This is a genomic window from Duganella sp. 1224 (genome assembly GCF_013408245.1).
Classification (GTDB): domain Bacteria; phylum Pseudomonadota; class Gammaproteobacteria; order Burkholderiales; family Burkholderiaceae_D; genus Rugamonas.
Genome location: NZ_JACBYS010000001.1, coordinates 64,020 through 81,527 on the forward strand (window position 1 = coordinate 64,020; position 17,508 = coordinate 81,527).

19 protein-coding genes are annotated in these 17,508 nt (G+C 66.7%); 17 read left to right on the plus strand and 2 right to left on the minus strand.

Annotated features, from left to right (window positions below):
• Nucleotides 1-58 precede the first annotated feature (58 nt).
• The 3 genes from FHW58_RS00325 (at nucleotide 59) to FHW58_RS00335 (ending at nucleotide 3,156) form a co-directional block, all read left to right on the plus strand.
• Nucleotides 59-1,444 carry a replicative DNA helicase gene (locus FHW58_RS00325; RefSeq protein ID WP_179671112.1) on the plus strand — a complete coding sequence of 462 codons (1,386 nt, stop codon included), beginning with the start codon at nucleotides 59-61 and terminating at the stop codon, nucleotides 1,442-1,444.
• A 64-nt stretch (nucleotides 1,445-1,508) separates the two neighbouring features.
• Nucleotides 1,509-2,135, plus strand: a complete 627-nt coding sequence (locus FHW58_RS00330; protein WP_179671113.1) for a DUF47 domain-containing protein — start codon at nucleotides 1,509-1,511, stop codon at nucleotides 2,133-2,135.
• Between the two features lie 10 nt (nucleotides 2,136-2,145).
• The gene (locus FHW58_RS00335) at nucleotides 2,146-3,156 is read left to right on the plus strand and encodes an inorganic phosphate transporter (protein WP_179671114.1); all 1,011 of its coding nucleotides are present in this window, start codon (nucleotides 2,146-2,148) and stop codon (nucleotides 3,154-3,156) included.
• 35 nt (nucleotides 3,157-3,191) lie between these two features.
• Here FHW58_RS00335 and FHW58_RS00340 read toward each other — a convergent pair whose 3' ends face one another.
• Nucleotides 3,192-3,953 (minus strand): SDR family NAD(P)-dependent oxidoreductase, encoded by a 762-nt coding sequence (locus FHW58_RS00340; RefSeq protein WP_179671115.1) that lies wholly within the window; start codon nucleotides 3,951-3,953, stop codon nucleotides 3,192-3,194.
• A 148-nt stretch (nucleotides 3,954-4,101) separates the two neighbouring features.
• Here FHW58_RS00340 and FHW58_RS00345 point away from each other — a divergent pair, with 148 nt between their 5' ends.
• The 12 genes from FHW58_RS00345 to FHW58_RS00400 all read left to right on the plus strand — a co-directional run bounded on the left by FHW58_RS00345 (nucleotide 4,102) and on the right by FHW58_RS00400 (nucleotide 12,443).
• Nucleotides 4,102-4,488, plus strand: a complete 387-nt coding sequence (locus tag FHW58_RS00345; RefSeq protein ID WP_179671116.1) for a hypothetical protein — start codon at nucleotides 4,102-4,104, stop codon at nucleotides 4,486-4,488.
• A 52-nt stretch (nucleotides 4,489-4,540) separates the two neighbouring features.
• Nucleotides 4,541-4,771, plus strand: coding sequence for a sulfurtransferase TusA family protein (locus FHW58_RS00350; protein WP_179671117.1), 231 nt, complete (start codon nucleotides 4,541-4,543; stop codon nucleotides 4,769-4,771).
• Between the two features lie 33 nt (nucleotides 4,772-4,804).
• On the plus strand, nucleotides 4,805-5,170 hold the full coding sequence (locus tag FHW58_RS00355) for a DsrE family protein (protein ID WP_179671118.1): 366 nt from the start codon (nucleotides 4,805-4,807) through the stop codon (nucleotides 5,168-5,170).
• A gap of 15 nt (nucleotides 5,171-5,185) precedes the next feature.
• The gene (locus tag FHW58_RS00360; RefSeq protein WP_179671119.1) at nucleotides 5,186-6,073 is read left to right on the plus strand and encodes a phosphate/phosphite/phosphonate ABC transporter substrate-binding protein; all 888 of its coding nucleotides are present in this window, start codon (nucleotides 5,186-5,188) and stop codon (nucleotides 6,071-6,073) included.
• 2 nt (nucleotides 6,074-6,075) lie between these two features.
• A complete protein-coding gene (gene phnE / locus FHW58_RS00365; RefSeq protein ID WP_373996614.1) occupies nucleotides 6,076-6,906 on the plus strand; it encodes a phosphonate ABC transporter, permease protein PhnE in 831 nt (276 codons plus the stop codon).
• The gene (gene phnC / locus FHW58_RS00370; protein ID WP_179671120.1) at nucleotides 6,903-7,646 is read left to right on the plus strand and encodes a phosphonate ABC transporter ATP-binding protein; all 744 of its coding nucleotides are present in this window, start codon (nucleotides 6,903-6,905) and stop codon (nucleotides 7,644-7,646) included. The genes phnE and phnC overlap by 4 nt, the downstream gene beginning before the upstream one ends.
• A 17-nt stretch (nucleotides 7,647-7,663) precedes the next feature.
• Entirely contained in the window at nucleotides 7,664-9,184 is a 1,521-nt protein-coding gene (locus FHW58_RS00375; protein WP_229265000.1) for a 5-methyltetrahydropteroyltriglutamate--homocysteine methyltransferase, read from the plus strand.
• Nucleotides 9,174-9,539, plus strand: coding sequence for a DsrE family protein (locus FHW58_RS00380; RefSeq protein ID WP_179671122.1), 366 nt, complete (start codon nucleotides 9,174-9,176; stop codon nucleotides 9,537-9,539). Before FHW58_RS00375 ends, FHW58_RS00380 begins: the two co-directional genes overlap by 11 nt.
• A gap of 66 nt (nucleotides 9,540-9,605) precedes the next feature.
• The gene (locus FHW58_RS00385) at nucleotides 9,606-10,457 is read left to right on the plus strand and encodes a metallophosphoesterase (RefSeq protein WP_179671123.1); all 852 of its coding nucleotides are present in this window, start codon (nucleotides 9,606-9,608) and stop codon (nucleotides 10,455-10,457) included.
• Between the two features lie 10 nt (nucleotides 10,458-10,467).
• On the plus strand, nucleotides 10,468-10,926 hold the full coding sequence (locus FHW58_RS00390; RefSeq protein ID WP_179671124.1) for a GNAT family N-acetyltransferase: 459 nt from the start codon (nucleotides 10,468-10,470) through the stop codon (nucleotides 10,924-10,926).
• A complete protein-coding gene (locus tag FHW58_RS00395) occupies nucleotides 10,923-11,819 on the plus strand; it encodes an alpha/beta hydrolase (protein WP_179671125.1) in 897 nt (298 codons plus the stop codon). Before FHW58_RS00390 ends, FHW58_RS00395 begins: the two co-directional genes overlap by 4 nt.
• Nucleotides 11,820-11,894: 75 nt before the next feature.
• Nucleotides 11,895-12,443, plus strand: coding sequence for a hypothetical protein (locus FHW58_RS00400; RefSeq protein ID WP_179671126.1), 549 nt, complete (start codon nucleotides 11,895-11,897; stop codon nucleotides 12,441-12,443).
• On the opposite strand, the gene FHW58_RS00405 is transcribed toward FHW58_RS00400, so the two are convergent.
• Nucleotides 12,435-13,331 (minus strand): MBL fold metallo-hydrolase, encoded by an 897-nt coding sequence (locus tag FHW58_RS00405; RefSeq protein WP_179671127.1) that lies wholly within the window; start codon nucleotides 13,329-13,331, stop codon nucleotides 12,435-12,437. The two genes, FHW58_RS00400 and FHW58_RS00405, sit on opposite strands and share 9 nt — an antisense overlap.
• A 228-nt stretch (nucleotides 13,332-13,559) precedes the next feature.
• Between FHW58_RS00405 and FHW58_RS00410 the strand changes: the two genes are divergently transcribed.
• Together FHW58_RS00410 and FHW58_RS00415 are read left to right on the plus strand one after the other, a co-directional pair.
• On the plus strand, nucleotides 13,560-15,179 hold the full coding sequence (locus tag FHW58_RS00410) for an HD family phosphohydrolase (RefSeq protein ID WP_179671128.1): 1,620 nt from the start codon (nucleotides 13,560-13,562) through the stop codon (nucleotides 15,177-15,179).
• Nucleotides 15,180-15,188: 9 nt separating this feature from the next.
• Entirely contained in the window at nucleotides 15,189-17,456 is a 2,268-nt protein-coding gene (locus FHW58_RS00415; RefSeq protein WP_179671129.1) for an adenylate/guanylate cyclase domain-containing protein, read from the plus strand.
• Nucleotides 17,457-17,508 lie beyond the last annotated feature (52 nt).

Below are 17,508 nucleotides of genomic sequence, written 5' to 3' on the forward strand. Positions count from 1 at the left end.
CCCGGCTTTTTTCTCGTCATAATTTTGTAGTACGGCACAAGCAGGTATAATTCGCGCCATGAACGCCCCCTCCGATCCGCAAGTCGATTCGCTCCGCGTCCCGCCGCATTCCATCGAAGCAGAACAGTCCGTCATCGGCGGCCTGCTGCGCGACAATGCCGCGTTCGACCGCATCGCCGACATGATGCAGCCGGAAGACTTTTACCGCTACGATCACCGCATCATCTTTGAACAAATTGTTAAGATGATCAACGGCTCCAAGCCGGCCGACGTGATCACCGTGTTCGAGAACCTGACCCAGCTGGGCAAGGCCGACGACGTCGGCGGCCTGACCTACCTGAACGCGATGGCGCAGAACACGCCGTCGGCGGCCAACATCCGCCGCTACGCCGAGATCGTGCGCGACCGCTCGGTGCTGCGCCAGCTGATCACCGTGGCCGACGACATCTCGGGCCAGGCGTTCAGCCCGCAGGGCAAGGAAACCAAGGAAATCCTCGACGAGGCCGAGTCGCGCATCTTCGCCATCGCCGAGCAGGGCGCGCGCGGCGCCGCCGGCTGGCTGGCGGTGCAACCGCTGCTGACCCAGGTGGTCGAGCGCATCGACGAGCTGTACTCGCGCGAGAACCAGTCGGAAATCACCGGCGTGCCGACCGGCTTCATCGACCTCGACCGCATGACCTCGGGCCTGCAGCCGGGCGACCTGGTGATCGTCGCCGGCCGCCCGTCGATGGGCAAGACCGCGTTCTCGGTCAACATCGGCGAAAACGTCGCCATCGAGGCCGGCCTGCCGGTCGCCATCTTCTCGATGGAGATGGGCGGCGCCCAGCTGGCGATGCGTATGCTGGGCTCGGTCGGCCAGCTCGACCAGCACCGCCTGCGCACCGGCCGCCTGAACGACGAGGACTGGCCGCGCCTGACGCACGCCATCCAGAAGATGAACGACGCCCAGGTGTTCATCGACGAAACCCCGGCGCTGAACCCGATCGAGATGCGCGCCCGCGCGCGCCGCCTGGCGCGCCAGTGCGGCAAGCTGGGCCTGATCATCGTCGACTACCTGCAGCTGATGCAGGGGTCCAAGCCGGGCGACAACCGCGCCTCCGAGATCTCGGAGATCTCGCGCTCGCTGAAGGGCCTGGCCAAGGAGCTGGGCTGCCCGGTGATCGCGCTGTCGCAGCTGAACCGCTCGCTGGAGCAACGCCCCAACAAACGCCCGGTCATGTCCGACCTGCGCGAATCGGGCGCCATCGAGCAGGACGCGGACGTCATCATCTTCCTGTATCGCGACGAGGTCTACAACCCGGACTCGCCGGATAAGGGCACCGCCGAGATCATCATCGGCAAGCAGCGTAACGGTCCGATCGGCGCGGTACGCCTGACCTGGATCGGCGCCTATACCAAGTTTGGCAATTACGTCGGTAACCTGTCTATCTATCAGGGCGACTAACCCTTGCGCCGGCATGTCATCCGCCGTGCCGGCGATCTGCAGTAGTAATAAAACGGAGAAAAATATGTTTGGACGTTTGATGCCCACCGAGGGCAAATTCTTTGACCTGTTTAATCAGCACGCCGAGCTGTGCGTCAAAGGCGCGAAAGAAATGGTGGGCCTGATGTCCAATTTCGACGACCTGGAAAACCGCGTGCACGCCATCGAGAGCATCGAGAAGCAGGCCGACAAGATCACCTACCAGACCGTCGACCTGCTGCACAAGACCTTCATCACGCCGATCGACCGCGACGACATCCACAAGCTGATCACCCGCCAGGACGACATCCTCGACCTGCTGGAGGACGCCGCCCAGACCGTGTCGCTGTACGACCTGCACTCGGTGACGCCGGAAGCCAAGCGCCTGGCCGAGCTGGTGCTGGCCTGCGCCGAGAAGGTCAAGGAAGCGGTCAGCATGCTGCACAACATGGACAACGCGCGCCAGATCGTCTCGGTGTGCGAGGAGATCGACCGCCTGGAGTCGGACGCCGACCACGTGATGCGCGCCGCCATGTCCAAGCTGTTCCGCGACGAGCCGGACGTGCGCAACCTGATCAAGATGAAGGCCATCTACGAGATCCTGGAAACCGTGACCGACCGTTGCGAGGATGTGGCCAACATCATCGAAGGCATCATCGTCGAAAACGCATAAGAACAACAACATGCATACCATTCAAATCAGTCTGTACGTGCTGATCCTGCTGATCGGGCTGGCGCTGATCTTCGACTTCATGAACGGCTTCCACGACGCCGCCAACGCCATCGCCACCGTGGTCTCGACCGGCGTGCTGAAGCCGCAGACGGCGGTGGCCATGGCCGCGCTGTTCAACTTCGTGGCGATCTTCGTGGTTGGCCTGCACGTGGCCGGCACGGTGGGCAAGGGCACCATCGATCCCGGCATCGTCGACCAGTACGTGATCTTCGGGGCGCTGGTCGGCGCCATCGTGTGGAACCTGTTCACCTGGTACTACGGCATTCCGTCGTCGTCGTCGCACGCGCTGATCGGCGGCCTGGTGGGCGCGGCCGTGGCCAAGTCCGGCACCGGCGCGCTGGTCGGCGGCGGCCTGTGGAAGACCGTGCAGTGGATCATCATCTCGCCGCTGATGGGCTTTGTGTTCGGCTCGATCATCATGCTGATCGTGTCGTGGATCTTCGTGCGCTCGACGCCGCGCCGGGTCGACAAGTGGTTCCGCCGGCTGCAGCTGGTGTCGGCCGCGTCGTACAGCCTGGGCCACGGCGGCAACGATGCGCAAAAGACCATCGGCATCATCTGGATGCTGCTGATCGCGGTCGGCCAGGTGCCGGCCGGCGGCGCCGAGCCGCCGCTGTGGGTGATCGTCTCGTGCTACGGCGCGATCTCGTTCGGCACGCTGTTTGGTGGCTGGCGCATCGTCAAGACCATGGGCCAGAAGATCACCAAGCTGAAACCGGTGGGCGGCTTCTGCGCCGAGAGCGGCGGCGCGGTGACGCTGCTGATCGCCTCGCACTTCGGCGTGCCGGTGTCGACCACCCATACGATTACCGGCGCGATTGTCGGCGTCGGTTCGGCGCAGAAGATGTCGGCGGTGCGCTGGGGCGTGGCCGGCAACATCGTCTGGGCCTGGATCTTCACCATCCCCGCCTCGGCCTTCGTGGCCGCGCTGGCCTGGTGGGTCGGACACCACATCATGTAAAAAAAGGGAGCCGCGGCTCCCTTTTTTAATGCGGCTTACTGCGCCGGCTGGCCGTTGGACGCCATCAGCCCGGCATCGACCGGCAAGTTCACGCCGGTGATGAGGCGCGCGTCGTCGCTCGCCAGGAATGCCATCGCGGCGGCGACGCCGTCGGCGTCTTCCGGCGCGCCGAGCGGCATGCGTTCCTCGAACTTGGCCACAAGGTCGGCGTCAGCAAGCATGTCCTGGGTCATGCCGGTGTTTGTGAAGCTCGGATTGACCGCGTTGACGCGCACGCCATGCTTGGCCGCGTCCAGCGCCATCGCCCGCACCATATTGCTGACGGCACCCTTCGACGTGTTGTACGCGAACATTTCCCAATCGCCGCCCAGTCCCGACACCGAGGACGTCATCACGATCGAACCGCGCGCCTTGACCAACTCCGGCATGGCCGCCTTGGCCATGTGGAAGTAACCCGCGACGTTGACGGCCATGACACGCTCGAAGTCTTCCTCGCTGGTCTGCATGATGTCGCCCTCGCTGGCGATGCCGGCGTTGTTGATCAGGATGTCCAGCCGGCCAAAGCGCTCGACGGTGGCTGCCACGGCGCCGCGCGCCGTGTCCTTGTGCGCGGTGTCGCCGGCGCGCACCAGGACGCGGTCCGGCGGAAAGTCCGCGGCCGCCTTGTTGAGCTTGGCTTCGTCGATATCGAGCATCGTGACATTCGCGCCTTCCTGGATGAAACGGCGGGTGGCCGCCAACCCCATGCCGGAAGCGGCGCCAGTAACCAGCACGGTCTTGCCTTTAAAACGGTCCATTTTCTATCCCTTAAGAAATAAAGAATTGATGCTGCTCACGCCGTTACGTTAGCGCGGCGGCAGCGGATGTGTCGGTGCGATAGGTCGCATCGGTGAACTGGCGCGCTTCAGGGTATAGTGACCATTTGTCTGTTATGGTGAAAAGAGCATGGCCATCGATTTCGCAACCCTGAAGCACATGGCGGAGCAGTCCGCCGCGGTGACGCAAGCCTGCGGCTGTCACGACGCGCGCCTGCTGGCCTGGCGGCCGTTGCCGCCGGCGTCGCCGCTGGAGCCAGGCCAGTTCCAGGAAGCCGGCTCGCTGGTGGAAGATCCTTATGACGAGCCCACGTTCAAGGAGTACCACGCCGCCGGCACGCAGTTGCAAAGCGACGACGCGCCCATCGCGCCGCGCTACTATCCGGCCAACCGCAGCGAGGTGGTGCGCTGCGTGCAGTGCGGCCGCCTCTACCTGCGCTACACCGAGGGCGGCGGCTATTTCACCGAAGTCCGCCTGCGTGCGCTGCGCCCCGAGTTGCTGGTGGATGTTGCCTGAACTCAAGGCAATAACATAAACTAGCAAAATCTTCATCTTTGCATTTATCTCTATGGCCGCTCACCCGCATGATCAGGAATGGAACGCCGGCGACCTCGCCTGCGGCGAACTGGTGCTGGAGTTGCGCCGCCGCGTGCGCGCGGCGCCGGGACAGGTGTTCAAGATCATCGCCCTCGATCCCGGCGCGCCTGCCGATCTGCCGGCCTGGTGCGGCATGACCGGCCACCAGCTTATCGCCCAGGACCTGGACACCCAGACCTACTGGATCCGCGCCAAGTCCTGATTCACCCCCGCTGTACCTAACCAAGGAGTCATCATGTCCGGCAAATTCCTCGTCAACCTCACCAGCGGCCTCGATAACACCGACAAGGCCACCGTCGCCTTCGTGGTCGCCAACGCTGCCGTCGCCTCCGACAAGGAAGTGATCGTGTTCCTGTCCACCGAAGCCGTGCGCCTGTCGCAGCAGGGCGTGGCCGACGCCGTCCACGAAGAGGGCTTCGCGCCGCTGAAGGAGCTGATGGACAACTTTGCCGCCAACGGCGGCCGCATGTTCGTCTGCTCGCCATGCTTCAAGAAGCGCGCGCTGGACGAGAACAAGCTGGTGGCCGGCGCGGCCGTGGTGGGCGGCGCCAAGCTGGTCGAGTTCATGACCACCAGCGAATGCCCGAGCGTCAGCTACTAACCGACAAGGATCATCATGACCGCACCCAAACGCCGTCAACTCATTAAAGCCGGCGCGCTCGCCGCCGGCGCCGTGGCGCTGAGCGGCGCCGCGCCGGTATTCGCGCAGGCCAAACGCAAGCTGCGCTTCGGCGTCGGCCCGCTGCTGCCGACCGCCGAGGACACCAGGAAAGCCTACAACGCCTTCTTCGCCCATCTGGCGAAGGAGCTCGGCGTCGACTATGAACTGCACGCCACCACGGACTGGGCCGGCATGGCCGTGGCCATGGGCTCGGGCCAGCTGGACCTGGCGTGGATGGGGCCATGGGGCTACATCATCGCCAACAACAGCACCGGCTGCACCGCGCTGGCCACCGTCAAGTACGACGAGAAGCCGGTCTACCACGCCATCATCATCGGCAAGCCGGACCTCAAGGTCAGCAAGTTCCCCGACGATACCAAGGGCCTGAGCATCTCCTTCGCCGACATCGGCTCCACCTCGGGCTGGCTGATCCCCAGCTGGTACGCCAAGGAAGTGTGGAAGATCGATCCCAAGACCTACTGGAAGTACAGCGAGGGCGCGACCCACGCCGCCAACGAGATGGCGGTGCAGGCGGGCCAGGCCGACATGGCCACCGACTTCGACCGCAACCGCAACGCCATGATCGAGTCGGGCAAGGTCAAGCCGAATGCCAACAAGATCCTGTGGACCTCGGACCCGCTGCCGAACGACGCCATCGCCGTGCCGAAGGGCACGTCGCCGGCGCTGATCGCGCAGATCCAGAAGATCCTGACCTCGATCACGGTGGAGCAGGCCAAGACGCTGCTGCCGAACCACTACACCGGTTTCGTCGCCGCCAGCCATGCGGACTACGCGTCGATCGAAAAAGCCGGCCTCACGCTCGGCAAGCTGAAGAAAGGCTGAGCGTGAACACGCCGCAGACTGCCCACGGCGCGGTGCAGGCCGCGCTGGCGCGCCAGCTGGTCGTGCGCGCCAGTCCGTGGCGCCGGCTGCGGCTGGCGGTCATCATCGTGATGGTGGCCGCCGTCTACGGCCTGTGCTGGCGGTTCGCGCAGGTCGACCTGATCAAACTGGCGGATGGCCTGCCCAAGCTGGGCCACTGGCTGGCGCAGGCCTGGCCGCTGACCCTGTCGGAGCTGCCGCTGTTCGCCGAGCGCATGGGCGAGACGATGGCGATGGCGCTGCTCGGCACCACCGCCGCCGCGTTGCTGGCGCTGCCGATGGCGGTGCTGGCCAGCCGCAACATCACGCCGTTCCCGAGCCTGTACTACCCGGCGCGCTGGCTGCTGAACGCCTTGCGCGGCATCGACTCGTTCGTGTTCGCGCTGCTGTTCGTGGCAGCGGTGGGGCTGGGGCCGTTCGCTGGCGTGCTGGGCATCGCGCTGCACACCTGGGGCAGCGCCGCCAAGCTGTTCGCCGACCATATCGAAAACGCCGGCACCGGTCCGCTGGAAGCGGTGCGCAGTACCGGCGCCGGTCGCATGACAGCCATCGTCTACGCGCTGCTGCCGGACTTGCTGCCGGTGCTGCTGTCCACCACCTTGTTCTGGTGGGAGTTCAATGTGCGTGCGTCGACCGTGCTGGGCGTGGTTGGCGCCGGCGGCATCGGCCTGGAACTGAAGAACAGCATGGACCTGCTGGACTTCTCGCGCCTGTTCACCATCATCGCGCTGATCCTGATCGTGGTGACGCTGCTGGACCAGATCAGCGGCTGGCTGAGAAAGAAACTGGTATGACGCTGTTTGAAGTGCGCGGCGCGCGCAAGAGCTACGACGGCAAGCTGGCGCTGGACGATGCCAGCTTCCGCGTCGCGCGCGGCGAGATGCTGGCAGTGCTGGGCGCCAGCGGCGCCGGCAAGACCACGCTGTTCCGTTGCCTGTCCGGCCTGGCGTCGCTGGACCAGGGCACGGCGCTGCTGCATGGCGACGACGTGGCGCGGCTGCGCGGCCGCCAGCGGCGCAGGATCGCCGTGGTGTTCCAGCAGTTTAATCTGGTGAGCCGCCTGTCCGCGCTGGATAATGTGCTGGCCGGGCGGCTCGGCCATGTGCCGGCGTGGCGCGGCTGGCTGCGCCGCTTCGGCCGCGCAGATATGCAATTGGCGCTGGAGTGCCTGGAGCGCGTCGGCCTGCTGGCGTATGCCAACCAGCGCGCCGATGCCTTGTCGGGCGGCCAGCAGCAGCGCGTGGCCATCGCCCGCGCGCTGGCGCAGCAGCCGGACCTGATCATCGCCGACGAGCCGGTGGCCAGCCTCGACCCGCACACCGGCGCCGGCATCATGGCGCTGCTGTCCGACATCTGCCACGAAGGCGAGGGCGGTATCGCCGTGATTTGCAGCCTGCACCAGCCGGAACTGGCGCGCCGTTTCGCCGACCGCGTGGTGGGCCTGAGCGGCGGCCGCATCGTGCTGGACGTGGCGGCCGGCGACTGCGGCGACGACGCGCTGCGGCAACTGTACGGCGGCGCCATCGCCGCCTGAAACACCTGGAGAATATGATGACTTTCAATCACCCGCACCAGCCCGACGTCAGCTTCGACGGCGGCGACCTTGATTGCGGCAACGGCCTGCTGTTGCTGATCCGCCGCCATATCGATCCGCTGGAGCGCGGCGGCCTGCTGGAAATCCAGTCCACCGAAATCTCGGTCGACGAAGACTTGCCGGCCTGGTGCCGCATGACCGGCAACGAGCTGGTGTCCTTCCTCAAGGAGGGCAGGCAGCGCAGCTTCCTGGTCTGCAAGGGCAAGCTGTCCGAGCGCCGCGCGGCGCCGGTGCACGCGGCGCAGCAGCGCGGCGGCATCGACCTGGTGGCGGTGAAGCCGATGACGGTGTTCCCGGCGGCCGCGCCGGCGCCGTCGATCCGGCCGCTGTCGGTGATGGGCATCGGCAGTTGGCCGCGCCCGCGCTGGATGCTGCAGGCGGTGCACGAGCACATGGAAGGGCGGCTCGACGACGCGGCCTTCCACGCCACCGCCGACGACGCGGTCAGCCTGGCTATCAACGCCCAGTTGCGCGCCGGCGCCGATGTGGTCAGCGATGGCGAACAGCGGCGCGACAGTTACTCCAGCTTTGTCGCCTCGCGCCTGGACAACTGCCAGCTGATCCCGCTGACCGACCTGCTGCCGCTGGTCGACGATCCCGAGGAATTCGAACGCGAGCTGCGCGCGCTGGACGTGCCGGCCGGCGACGTGCGCCACCCGGCGGTGTTCGGCCCGCTCGGCCGCGGCAAGGGCATCGCCGTGCACGAGGTGGATTACGCCAGGGCGCTGACGCAGGCGCCAATCAAGGTGGCGCTGCCCGGCCCGTATCTGCTGACGCGCACCATGTGGATGGAGTGCATCTCCGACCGCGCCTACGACAACCGCGAAGACCTGGCGCGCGACATCGTGCGCGTGCTGCGCGAGGAAATCGCCTGCCTGCTGGCGGCCGGCACGGCGCTGGTGCAACTGGACGAGCCGGTGCTGTCGGAAGTGGTGTTCAGCGGCCCGGCCAACCAGCGCAGCTTCATGTGCGGCGCCTTGTCGGAGAAGGGCGACAGCGCCACCGAGCTGGCGTTCGCACGCGACCTGGTCAATGCCGTGGTGGCCGGCTTCCCGCGCGAGCGCATCGCGCTGCACATGTGCCGCGGCAACTGGACCGCCGACGAGACCAAGGCCCTGAGCGGCAACTACCAGCCGCTGGTCGACACGCTGGGCCAGATGAAGGTCGGCACGCTGTTCCTGGAGCTGTGCACGCCGCGCGCCGGCGAGATGGAGATCCTGACCTCGCTGCCGGACGATATCCGCATCGGCGTCGGCGCCTGCAACCAGAAGCACGCGCACGTGGAAACGGTGGAGCACGTGGTGGCGCACGCCGAGCACGCGATCCAGCTGTTCGGCGCCGAGCGTGTGCTGCTGACGCCCGACTGCGGCTTCGCCACCTTTGCCGACAACCCGCTCAACTCCGCCGCCGTGGCCGAAGCCAAGCTGGCGGTGCTGGCGCAAGCGGCGCGCATTCTGCGAGAGCGCCATGGCGTCTGATGTCGGCGCCGTCCCACGGCTGGTGATCCTGCTGGAGCGCGCGGCCAGCGCGCCGGAGGCGGCGGCCGCGCTGCGCTACGCCGCCACCGCCGCCGCGATGGACGTGGCGGTGGAAGTCCACGCCGTCAGCGCCGCCGCCGTGGCGCTGCTGCGGCGCGGCCATGGCGACGCGGCGTGGCAGACCGCCATTGCCGACCTGCTGGCGCTGGACGTGCAGCTCTACGCCTGCCCGCACGCGCTGGCGGCGCAGGGCATGCAGCCCGCAGACCTGCGCGACGGCGTGACCGGCGTGCGCGGCGCCGCCTCGCTGCTGGCCGCCGGCCTCGCTCCCGGCGGCCGCTTCATGGTGTTCTGAACCGAACCGCGCGCACGGCGCGCCAGTTAGGCTATCATGCCGGGTTTTCCGTTTTCTGGCCCGCCCATGTCCGCTCCGCGCAACAAACGCTTTTCCCGCCGCCGCCACACCACGGAAGCGTTGCTGAATGCCGTCCTGCTGGGCGGCCGCGTGGCGGCGCTGAGTTACCGGCTCGGGCTGCACGGCCGGCTGGGCGTCACCCGCCATAGCGTGACGCTGCCGCCCGCCCAGCGTCTGGCGCAGCCGCTGACCATCGCCTTCGCTTCCGATTTTCACGCCGGCCCGCCCACCCACGCCGGCATCTTCGACGATCTGCTGGCGCAACTGGCCATCGAGCGGCCGCACGTGCTGCTGCTGGGCGGCGACTATGTCTCCGGCCCGGCGCGCTATGCGCAGGCCCTGTGCCAGCGGCTGGCGGCCTGCCAGCCGCCGCTGGGCAAATTCGCGGTGTTCGGCAACCACGACCTGTCCACCGATGATATGGCGTTGACGCACATGTTCAGCCAGGCGGGCGTGCAGGTGCTGGTCAACCGCGCCGTCACGCTGCCGGCGCCGTTCGACCGCGTCGCCATCTGCGGCATGGACGATCCGTGGACCGGCGCGCCGGACGCCGCCGCCACCTTCGCCACCGGCGCCGCCACCCGCGTGCTGCTGATGCATGCGCCGGACGGCCTGCTGGTGCTGGACGGCCAGCGCTACGATGTCGGCTTCGCCGGCCACACGCACGGCGGGCAGATCGCGCTGCCGGATGGCACGCCGGTGGTGATGCCGCAGGGGCCGCTGTCGCGGCCGTTCTACTACGGCCGTTTCCCGGTGCGCGACAATGGCGACCTGATCGTCAGCCGTGGGGTAGGCTGCAGCGGCATTCCGCTGCGCATCAACGCCGATCCGGAGCTGGTGATCTGCACTGTGCAATAATGACCGCACCATGAACCCCATCCTCCTGATTGAAGAAGATCCGGCCGCGCCCGAATCCGCTCTGCTGATGGCGGAATTGTCGACCGCGCTGGAAGCCATCACCGGCGACAGCGGCCGGACCTCGTTCGACGTCGACGACGTGCGCGGCCCGATGGCCTGCTTCGTTGTCGCCCGCAGCGCGAGCGGCGCGGCGCTGGGCTGCGGCGCCTTCCGCCCGCTGCAGCCGGGCGTGGCCGAGATCAAGCGCATGTACGCGCGCCATGGCACCCAGGGCGTCGGCAGCGCGGTGCTGCGCTATCTGGAGGACGAGGCGCTGGCGCTCGGCTATCAGGCGATCTGGCTGGAAACGCGGCTGGTCAACCGCCGCGCCGTGGATTTCTACGAGGCGCGCGGCTACCAGCGCATCGCCAACTACGGTAAGTACATCGGCAACCCGCTGGCCGTTTGTTTTGAAAAGCAACTGGCATGAGCGGCCGCCGCGCACCGGCCCTGCTGTTGCTGATGTTGCTATTGGCGCTGTCCGCGCCGGCGTCCGCCCAGTTGCGGCTTGAAATGGACGAGGGCGGCGCCAGCGCGCCGTTCGCGCTACCGGCCGGCGCGCGCCTGCTGGCCGACCAGCCCTACGGCGCCGACGCCCGGCAGCGCTACGACGTCTACCTGCCGCGCAATGCCGCGCAGGCGCCGGTGATCTTCATGGTGCACGGCGGCGCCTGGCGCAGCGGCGACAAGGCCAACGCGCGGGTGGTGCAGAACAAGGTGGGGCGCTGGACCGCGCGCGGCATCATCGTGGTGTCGGTCAATTACCGCCTGCTGCCCGGCGCCAGCGTCGCCACGCAGGCGGCCGACGTGGCGGCCGCGCTGGCGGCGGCCCAGGCCCAGGCCGCCAGCTGGGGCGGCGACCGCGGCAAATTCGTGCTGATGGGGCATTCGGCCGGCGCGCACCTGGTGGCGTTGCTGGCCTCGGCGCCGCCGCCAGCGGGCGTCACGCCGTGGCTGGGCGCGGTGGCGCTGGACAGCGCGGCCATGGACCTGCCGGCCCTGATGGCGCGCCGCCATTTTCCGCTGTACGACCGCGCCTTCGGCGGCGACGCCGAGGACTGGCGCAAGCTTTCGCCGGTGGCGCGGCTGCGGCCCGGCGCGGCGCCGCTGCTGGCGGTCTGTTCCTCGCGCCGGCAGGATGCCTGTGCCCAGGCCGACGCCTACGCGGCGCAGGCGCACACGCTGGGCGTGCGGGTGCAGGTGCTGCCGCAGAACCTGAGCCACCTGGAGATCAACGCCACGCTTGGCCAGCCAGGTCCTTATACTGACGCTGTGGAAACTTTCCTTGCCGGATTGGACGCTGCTTTCGCCACCCGGCCGTGATGTCAGTCTGGTCTTACAAGCGGCTGCGGCGGATGCTGCTACCGTGCGCGCGCCGCGCCCGGCACAATACGTGTCATGAAAATCATCGATCAACGCTATCTGGAGAGCGATAACCGTTACTCCACCCAACCCTGCCTGTTGAGCATCCTGGAACTGGAACCGCTCAACGAGGAGGCCACCGAGAAATTGCAAGAACGCCTGTACGCCGCCTTGCCGGGCCTGCGCCGCCTGCGCGGCCTGGTCGGCAAGCGCGCCGACACCGTGCCGCCGGTGGTGGAACTGGTGCAGCAGACCGCCATCGAATTGCGCCGGCTGGCGCTGAATGAAGTGACTGTCGGTTTCGTCGGCGTGGTGCCGCGCATGCCGGGCCGCTACCGCCTGGTGCTGCCGTACAGCGCACAGAGCGCCGCCGCGCCGGCGCTGGCCATGGCCACCCAGTTGGTCAACGCCATGCTGGCCGGCCGCTCGTTCAACGTCAAGGCCGGGCTGGCGCGGCTGCGCGCGCTGGCCGACCGCCGCCGCAAGCCGCGCGGCTCGCTGATGCAAAGCGCGCGCACGCTGCTGATGTCGGTCATTCCCCAGCGCCGCTTCGCCATGCCGTGGCTGGCGCCACGCCTAGGCTAGTTCGATCTCCATGCCCTCGTAGGCCAGCAACACCTTCAGCTCGCCCAGCAGCGGCGCGTGGCGCGCCATGACCTCGGCAAACACCGCCTCCAGCTCATCGTCGCCGCGCGTTGGTTCGTGGTGGGTGCAGTACAGCGCCTTGGCGCCGGTGCGCAAGGCCAGCGCCAGCGCCGAATCAAACGTCCCATGGCCCCAGCCCTGCTTGGCCGGATACTCTTCCCGCGTGTACGAACAATCGACGATCAGCGCATCGACGCCGCGCACGGTGGCGTCGATGGCGGCGTTGCGCTCGGCCATCCACGCCGCGTAGGCCGCGTGCTCGGGATGACCCGGCGGATGGATGTTGTAATGCGGCTCGTGGTCGCCGGTGAAGAACAGCGAGCGGCCATTGCATTCCACGCGGTAGCCCAGATCGGTCACCGGATGGTTCATCACCACGTTGCTGACGGTGGCGTCGCCCACCTGGATCGGCTGGTCCACTTGCAAGGTCTGGTATTCGATGGTGGCGTCCATCTGCGTTTCGCTGACCGGGAAATAACTGTTCTGCAACTGCACTCCCATCACGTGCTCGATGCCGTTGCCGGTGTCGGGATCGGTCACGCCATGCAGCCGCACGCGGCTGTCGCGGATGAACAGCGGCGTGAAGAAGGGCAGGCCGTGGATGTGGTCCCAGTGACTATGGGTAATAAAAATGTTGGCGTGGATAGGGCGGGCTGTTTGCTGGATCAGCGACTGCGCCAGCGAGAACAGGCCGGTGCCGCCATCCAGGATGATCAGGGTGTTGTCGTCGGTGCGTACTTCGATACAAGTGGTGTTGCCGCCGTAGCGCGCGGTGCGCGGTCCGGGGGAGGGGATGGAACCACGGACTCCCCAAAATTTGAATTTCATACGCAAATCCCTGGTGTGCTTTTTTGTTCTTGCTTATAGGTGTGTTGCCGCATTGCCTACAGGCGATGATAGCTTTTTTTTTCAGCGACAGGGAACACGGCGATGCAAAATCGTCGCATTGCACCATTTCACGATGTACAACAGCTTGCACTAGAGATACACTTGCACCTTGAGCTTGCAAGTTGTGCGGCCGCAGCCACCTTCCCATCAGGTATCTAAAAAACAACCATGCAAGAGTTGAATCAAACGCAAATCGCCGAGCGCCTGGACCAGCTGACCGAACTCAGCGTCCGGCTGGGCAGCAGTCACGATACCGACTCGTTGCTGGAACGCATACTGATGGTCGCCAAGCGCATGACCAACGCCGACGGCGGCACGCTGTACCGCCCGAGCGAGGACAAGCGGCAGCTGAATTTCCACATCCTCATCAACGACACGCTGCAGATCCACCAGGGCGGCTCCAGCGGCCAGCCGGTGACCGCCGGCAGCGTGCCGCTGTACAACGACGACGGCGACAAGAATCTGTCGGCCGTGGCCGCCTACGCCGCGCACTTCGGCCTGTCGGTCAACATCGAGGACGTGTACAAGGCCGACGTGTTCAACTTCTCCGGCATGGTCAAGTTCGACCAGATGCGCAACTACCACTCGCAATCGTTCCTGACGGTGCCGATGAGCGACCACGAGGGCGAGCTGGTGGGCGTGCTGCAACTGATCAACTCCAAGGACACCGACACCGGCGAGATCCGCGCCTTCACCCAGACCGACCAGCGCTTCATCGAGGCGCTGGCGGCGCAGGCGGCGGTGGCGCTGACCCACCAGCGCCTGATCGCCCAGTTGGAAGAGCTGCTGGAGTCGCTGGTCAACCTGATCAACATCGGCATCGACGAGAAATCGCCGTACACCGGCCGCCACTGCCAGTTCGTGCCGGAGCTGACCATGATGCTGGCCGAGGCGGTGCACAACACCGACAGCGGCCCGCTGGCGGCGTTCCGCATGACCGACGCCGACCGCAAGGAGCTGTGGCTGGCCGGCCTGCTGCACGACTGCGGCAAGATCACCACGCCGGTGCACGTGGTCGACAAGGCCACCAAGCTGGAAACCATCTTCGACCGCATCGCCATGGTCGACACCCGCTTCGAAGTGCTGCTGCGCGACGCCGAAATCGCCGCGCTCAAGCGCAAGCTGGAGGCCGGCGCCGACCACGCCGCCATCGATGCGGAACTGGCGCAACAGCAGGCCGCGCTGCGCGAGGAGCGCGACTTCCTGCGCGGCGCCAACGTTGGCGGCGAGGGCATGCGGCCGGAGGACCAGGAGCGGGTGCGCCAGATCGGCCAGCGCCGCTGGATCGGCCCGGACGGCAGCGAGCAGGCTTTCCTCAGCGACGACGAGCTGCTCAACCTGACCATCAAGTTCGGCACGCTCACCGAGCCGGAGCGCAAGGAGATCAACAACCACATCTCGATGACCATCAGGATGCTGGAAGCGCTGCCGTGGCCCAAGCACCTGAAGAACGTGCCCGAGTACGCCGGCGGCCACCACGAGCGCATGGACGGCAAGGGCTATCCGCGCGGGCTGACCAAGGACCAGATGTCGGTGCAGGCGCGGGTGATGGCGATCGCCGACATCTTCGAGGCGCTGACGGCCAAGGACCGGCCGTACAAGAAGGGCAAGATGCTGTCCGAATCGCTGCGCATCCTCGGCCACTTCTCGCTCAACGGCCACATCGACCCGGACCTGTTCGACATCTTCATCCGCAACAAGATCTACCTGGAGTTCGCCCACAAGAACATGGACGAGAAACAGATCGATCAGATCGACGAGTCGCAGATTCCCGGCTACACGCCGTAAGGACCGCGCGTGCGTACATTTACCAGGTCGCTGCTCAAGTATGGCCCGCGCTGGCTGCTGGGCATCCTCATCACGCTGGCCGGCGTGTTCTACACGCTGGACTGGTTCAGCAACGATACCGTGGCGCGGCTGGACAACCTGTGGGCCGGCGAGCGCATGAAGCTGGAGCGGCCGGTGCTGGACAAGCGCATCGTCATCGTCGACATCGACGGCAAGTCGCTGACCGAGTTCGGCCGCTTCCCGTGGAGCCGCAACGTCCAGGCCAGCCTGATTTCGCAGCTGACCGACCGCTACCAGGTGAAGGCAGTCGGCTACGATATTTCCTTCCCCGAGCCGGACACCTCGTCCGGCTACAACGTGCTGGAAAAGCTGTCCAACACCGCGCTGAAGGACGTGCCGGCGCTGCGCCAGCGGCTGGCAGAACTGAAACCGGTGATGGACTACGACGGCGTGTTCGCCGCCGCGCTGAAGGACAAGCCGGTGATCCTCGGCTTCAACCTGTCGCCCGACCAGATCAAGGGCGCGCTGCCCAAGCCGCTGTTTTCCGAGGCCGATCTGAACGGGCGCGAACTGACCGCCTACAACGCCCCCGGCTTCGAGGCCAATGTGCCGGTGCTGACACAGGCCGCCGCTGGCGCCGGCAGCTTCTCGGTGGTCACCGATCCGGACGGCATCGTCCGCACCGCTTACCTGATCCAGCAGGTGGGCGACAACTACTATCCGTCGCTGGCGCTGGCCACCGCCTCGCTGTACCTGGATGCGCTGGCGGTCAAGCCGCTGCTGACCGACACCGCCGACCAGTTATCGCAGCTGCAGCGTGACAGCGGCGGCTACGATTACCTGACCATGCTGCTGCCGGGGCGCAAGCAGCGTCCGATCCCGGTGGGCGAAGGGATGAGCACGGTGATCCAGTACCACGGCCCCGGCGGCCCGCATGGCGGGTCGTTCCGCTACGTGTCGGCGGCCGACGTGCTGACGGGCCGCGCGCCGGCGGACGTGCTCAAGGGCACGGCCGTGCTGATCGGCACCACCGCGCCCGGCCTGGTCGACCTGCGCGCCACGCCGGTCAACCCCGAATATCCGGGCGTGGAAATCCACGCCAATATTATCCGCTCCATCCTCGACAACAGCTTCAAGCTGCGGCCCGACTGGGCGTGGCCGGCCGAGGCGCTGACCATCTTGCTGCTGGGCCTGGCGCTGAGTTTTGGCCTGGCCGCGCTGTCGCCGTTGCGCGCCACGCTGGCCGGCGCGCTGGCGCTGGCGGCCGCCTTTGGCGCCAACTACTACCTGTACCGCGAGCTGGACCTGATTTTCAACCTGGCCATGCTGGTCATCGTCATCGTCAGCGTGTTCGTGCTGAACGTGGTGTGGGGCTATTTCTTCGAGGTGCGCAAGGGCGCGGCGCTGGTGTCGCGCTTTGGCGAATACGTGGCGCCGGAGCTGGTGGCGCAGATGGCCGAAAATCCGGCGGCCTACAACATGGACGGCGAAAGCCGCGAGCTGACCGTGATGTTCGTCGACGTGCGCGGCTTCACCACCATCTCCGAGGGGCTGACGCCGAAGCAGCTGCGCGAGTACATCAACCTGTACCTGACGGCGATGTCGGAGGACATCCGCAGCGCCCACCAGGGCACGCTGGACAAGTACATCGGCGACGCCGTCATGGCCTTCTGGGGCGCGCCGGTGGCGTTCGACGACCACGCCAGCCGCGCGGTGGCCACCTCGCTGCTGATGCAGGCCAGCGCGCGCCGGCTCAACGACGACTTCCTCGCGCGCGGCTGGCCGGAACTGAAGATCGGCATCGGCCTCAATTCCGGCCTGATGCACGTGGGCGACATGGGCTCCAACATCCGCCGCGCGTACACGGTGATGGGCGACGCCGTCAACCTCGGTTCGCGGCTGGAGGGCATCACCAAGGTGTACGGCGTCGGCATCGCGGTGGGCGAGGCGACGCGCGCGGCGGCGCCGGAATTCTGCTACCGCGAGCTGGACCTGGTGCGGGTCAAGGGCAAGAACGAGCCGGTGGCCATCTTCGAGCCGGTGGCGCTGGACCAGGACGTGGACGGCGCCACCCGCGCCGAACTGCAGCGCTGGCACGACGCGCTGGCCGCCGTGCGCGCGCAACGCTGGGACGAGGCCGAGGCAATGTTGGCGGAACTGCAAGCGCTGTCGCCGGAGCGCGGCCTGTACCGCTTGTACACCGAGCGCATCGCCTACTACCGCGCCCATCCGCCGGGCCAGAACTGGGACGGTGTTACCACGTTCGAGACAAAATAGTAAATAAAAAGTAATAAAAAACAAAATTTCATAGCGGGCTGAGCCAAGGCAG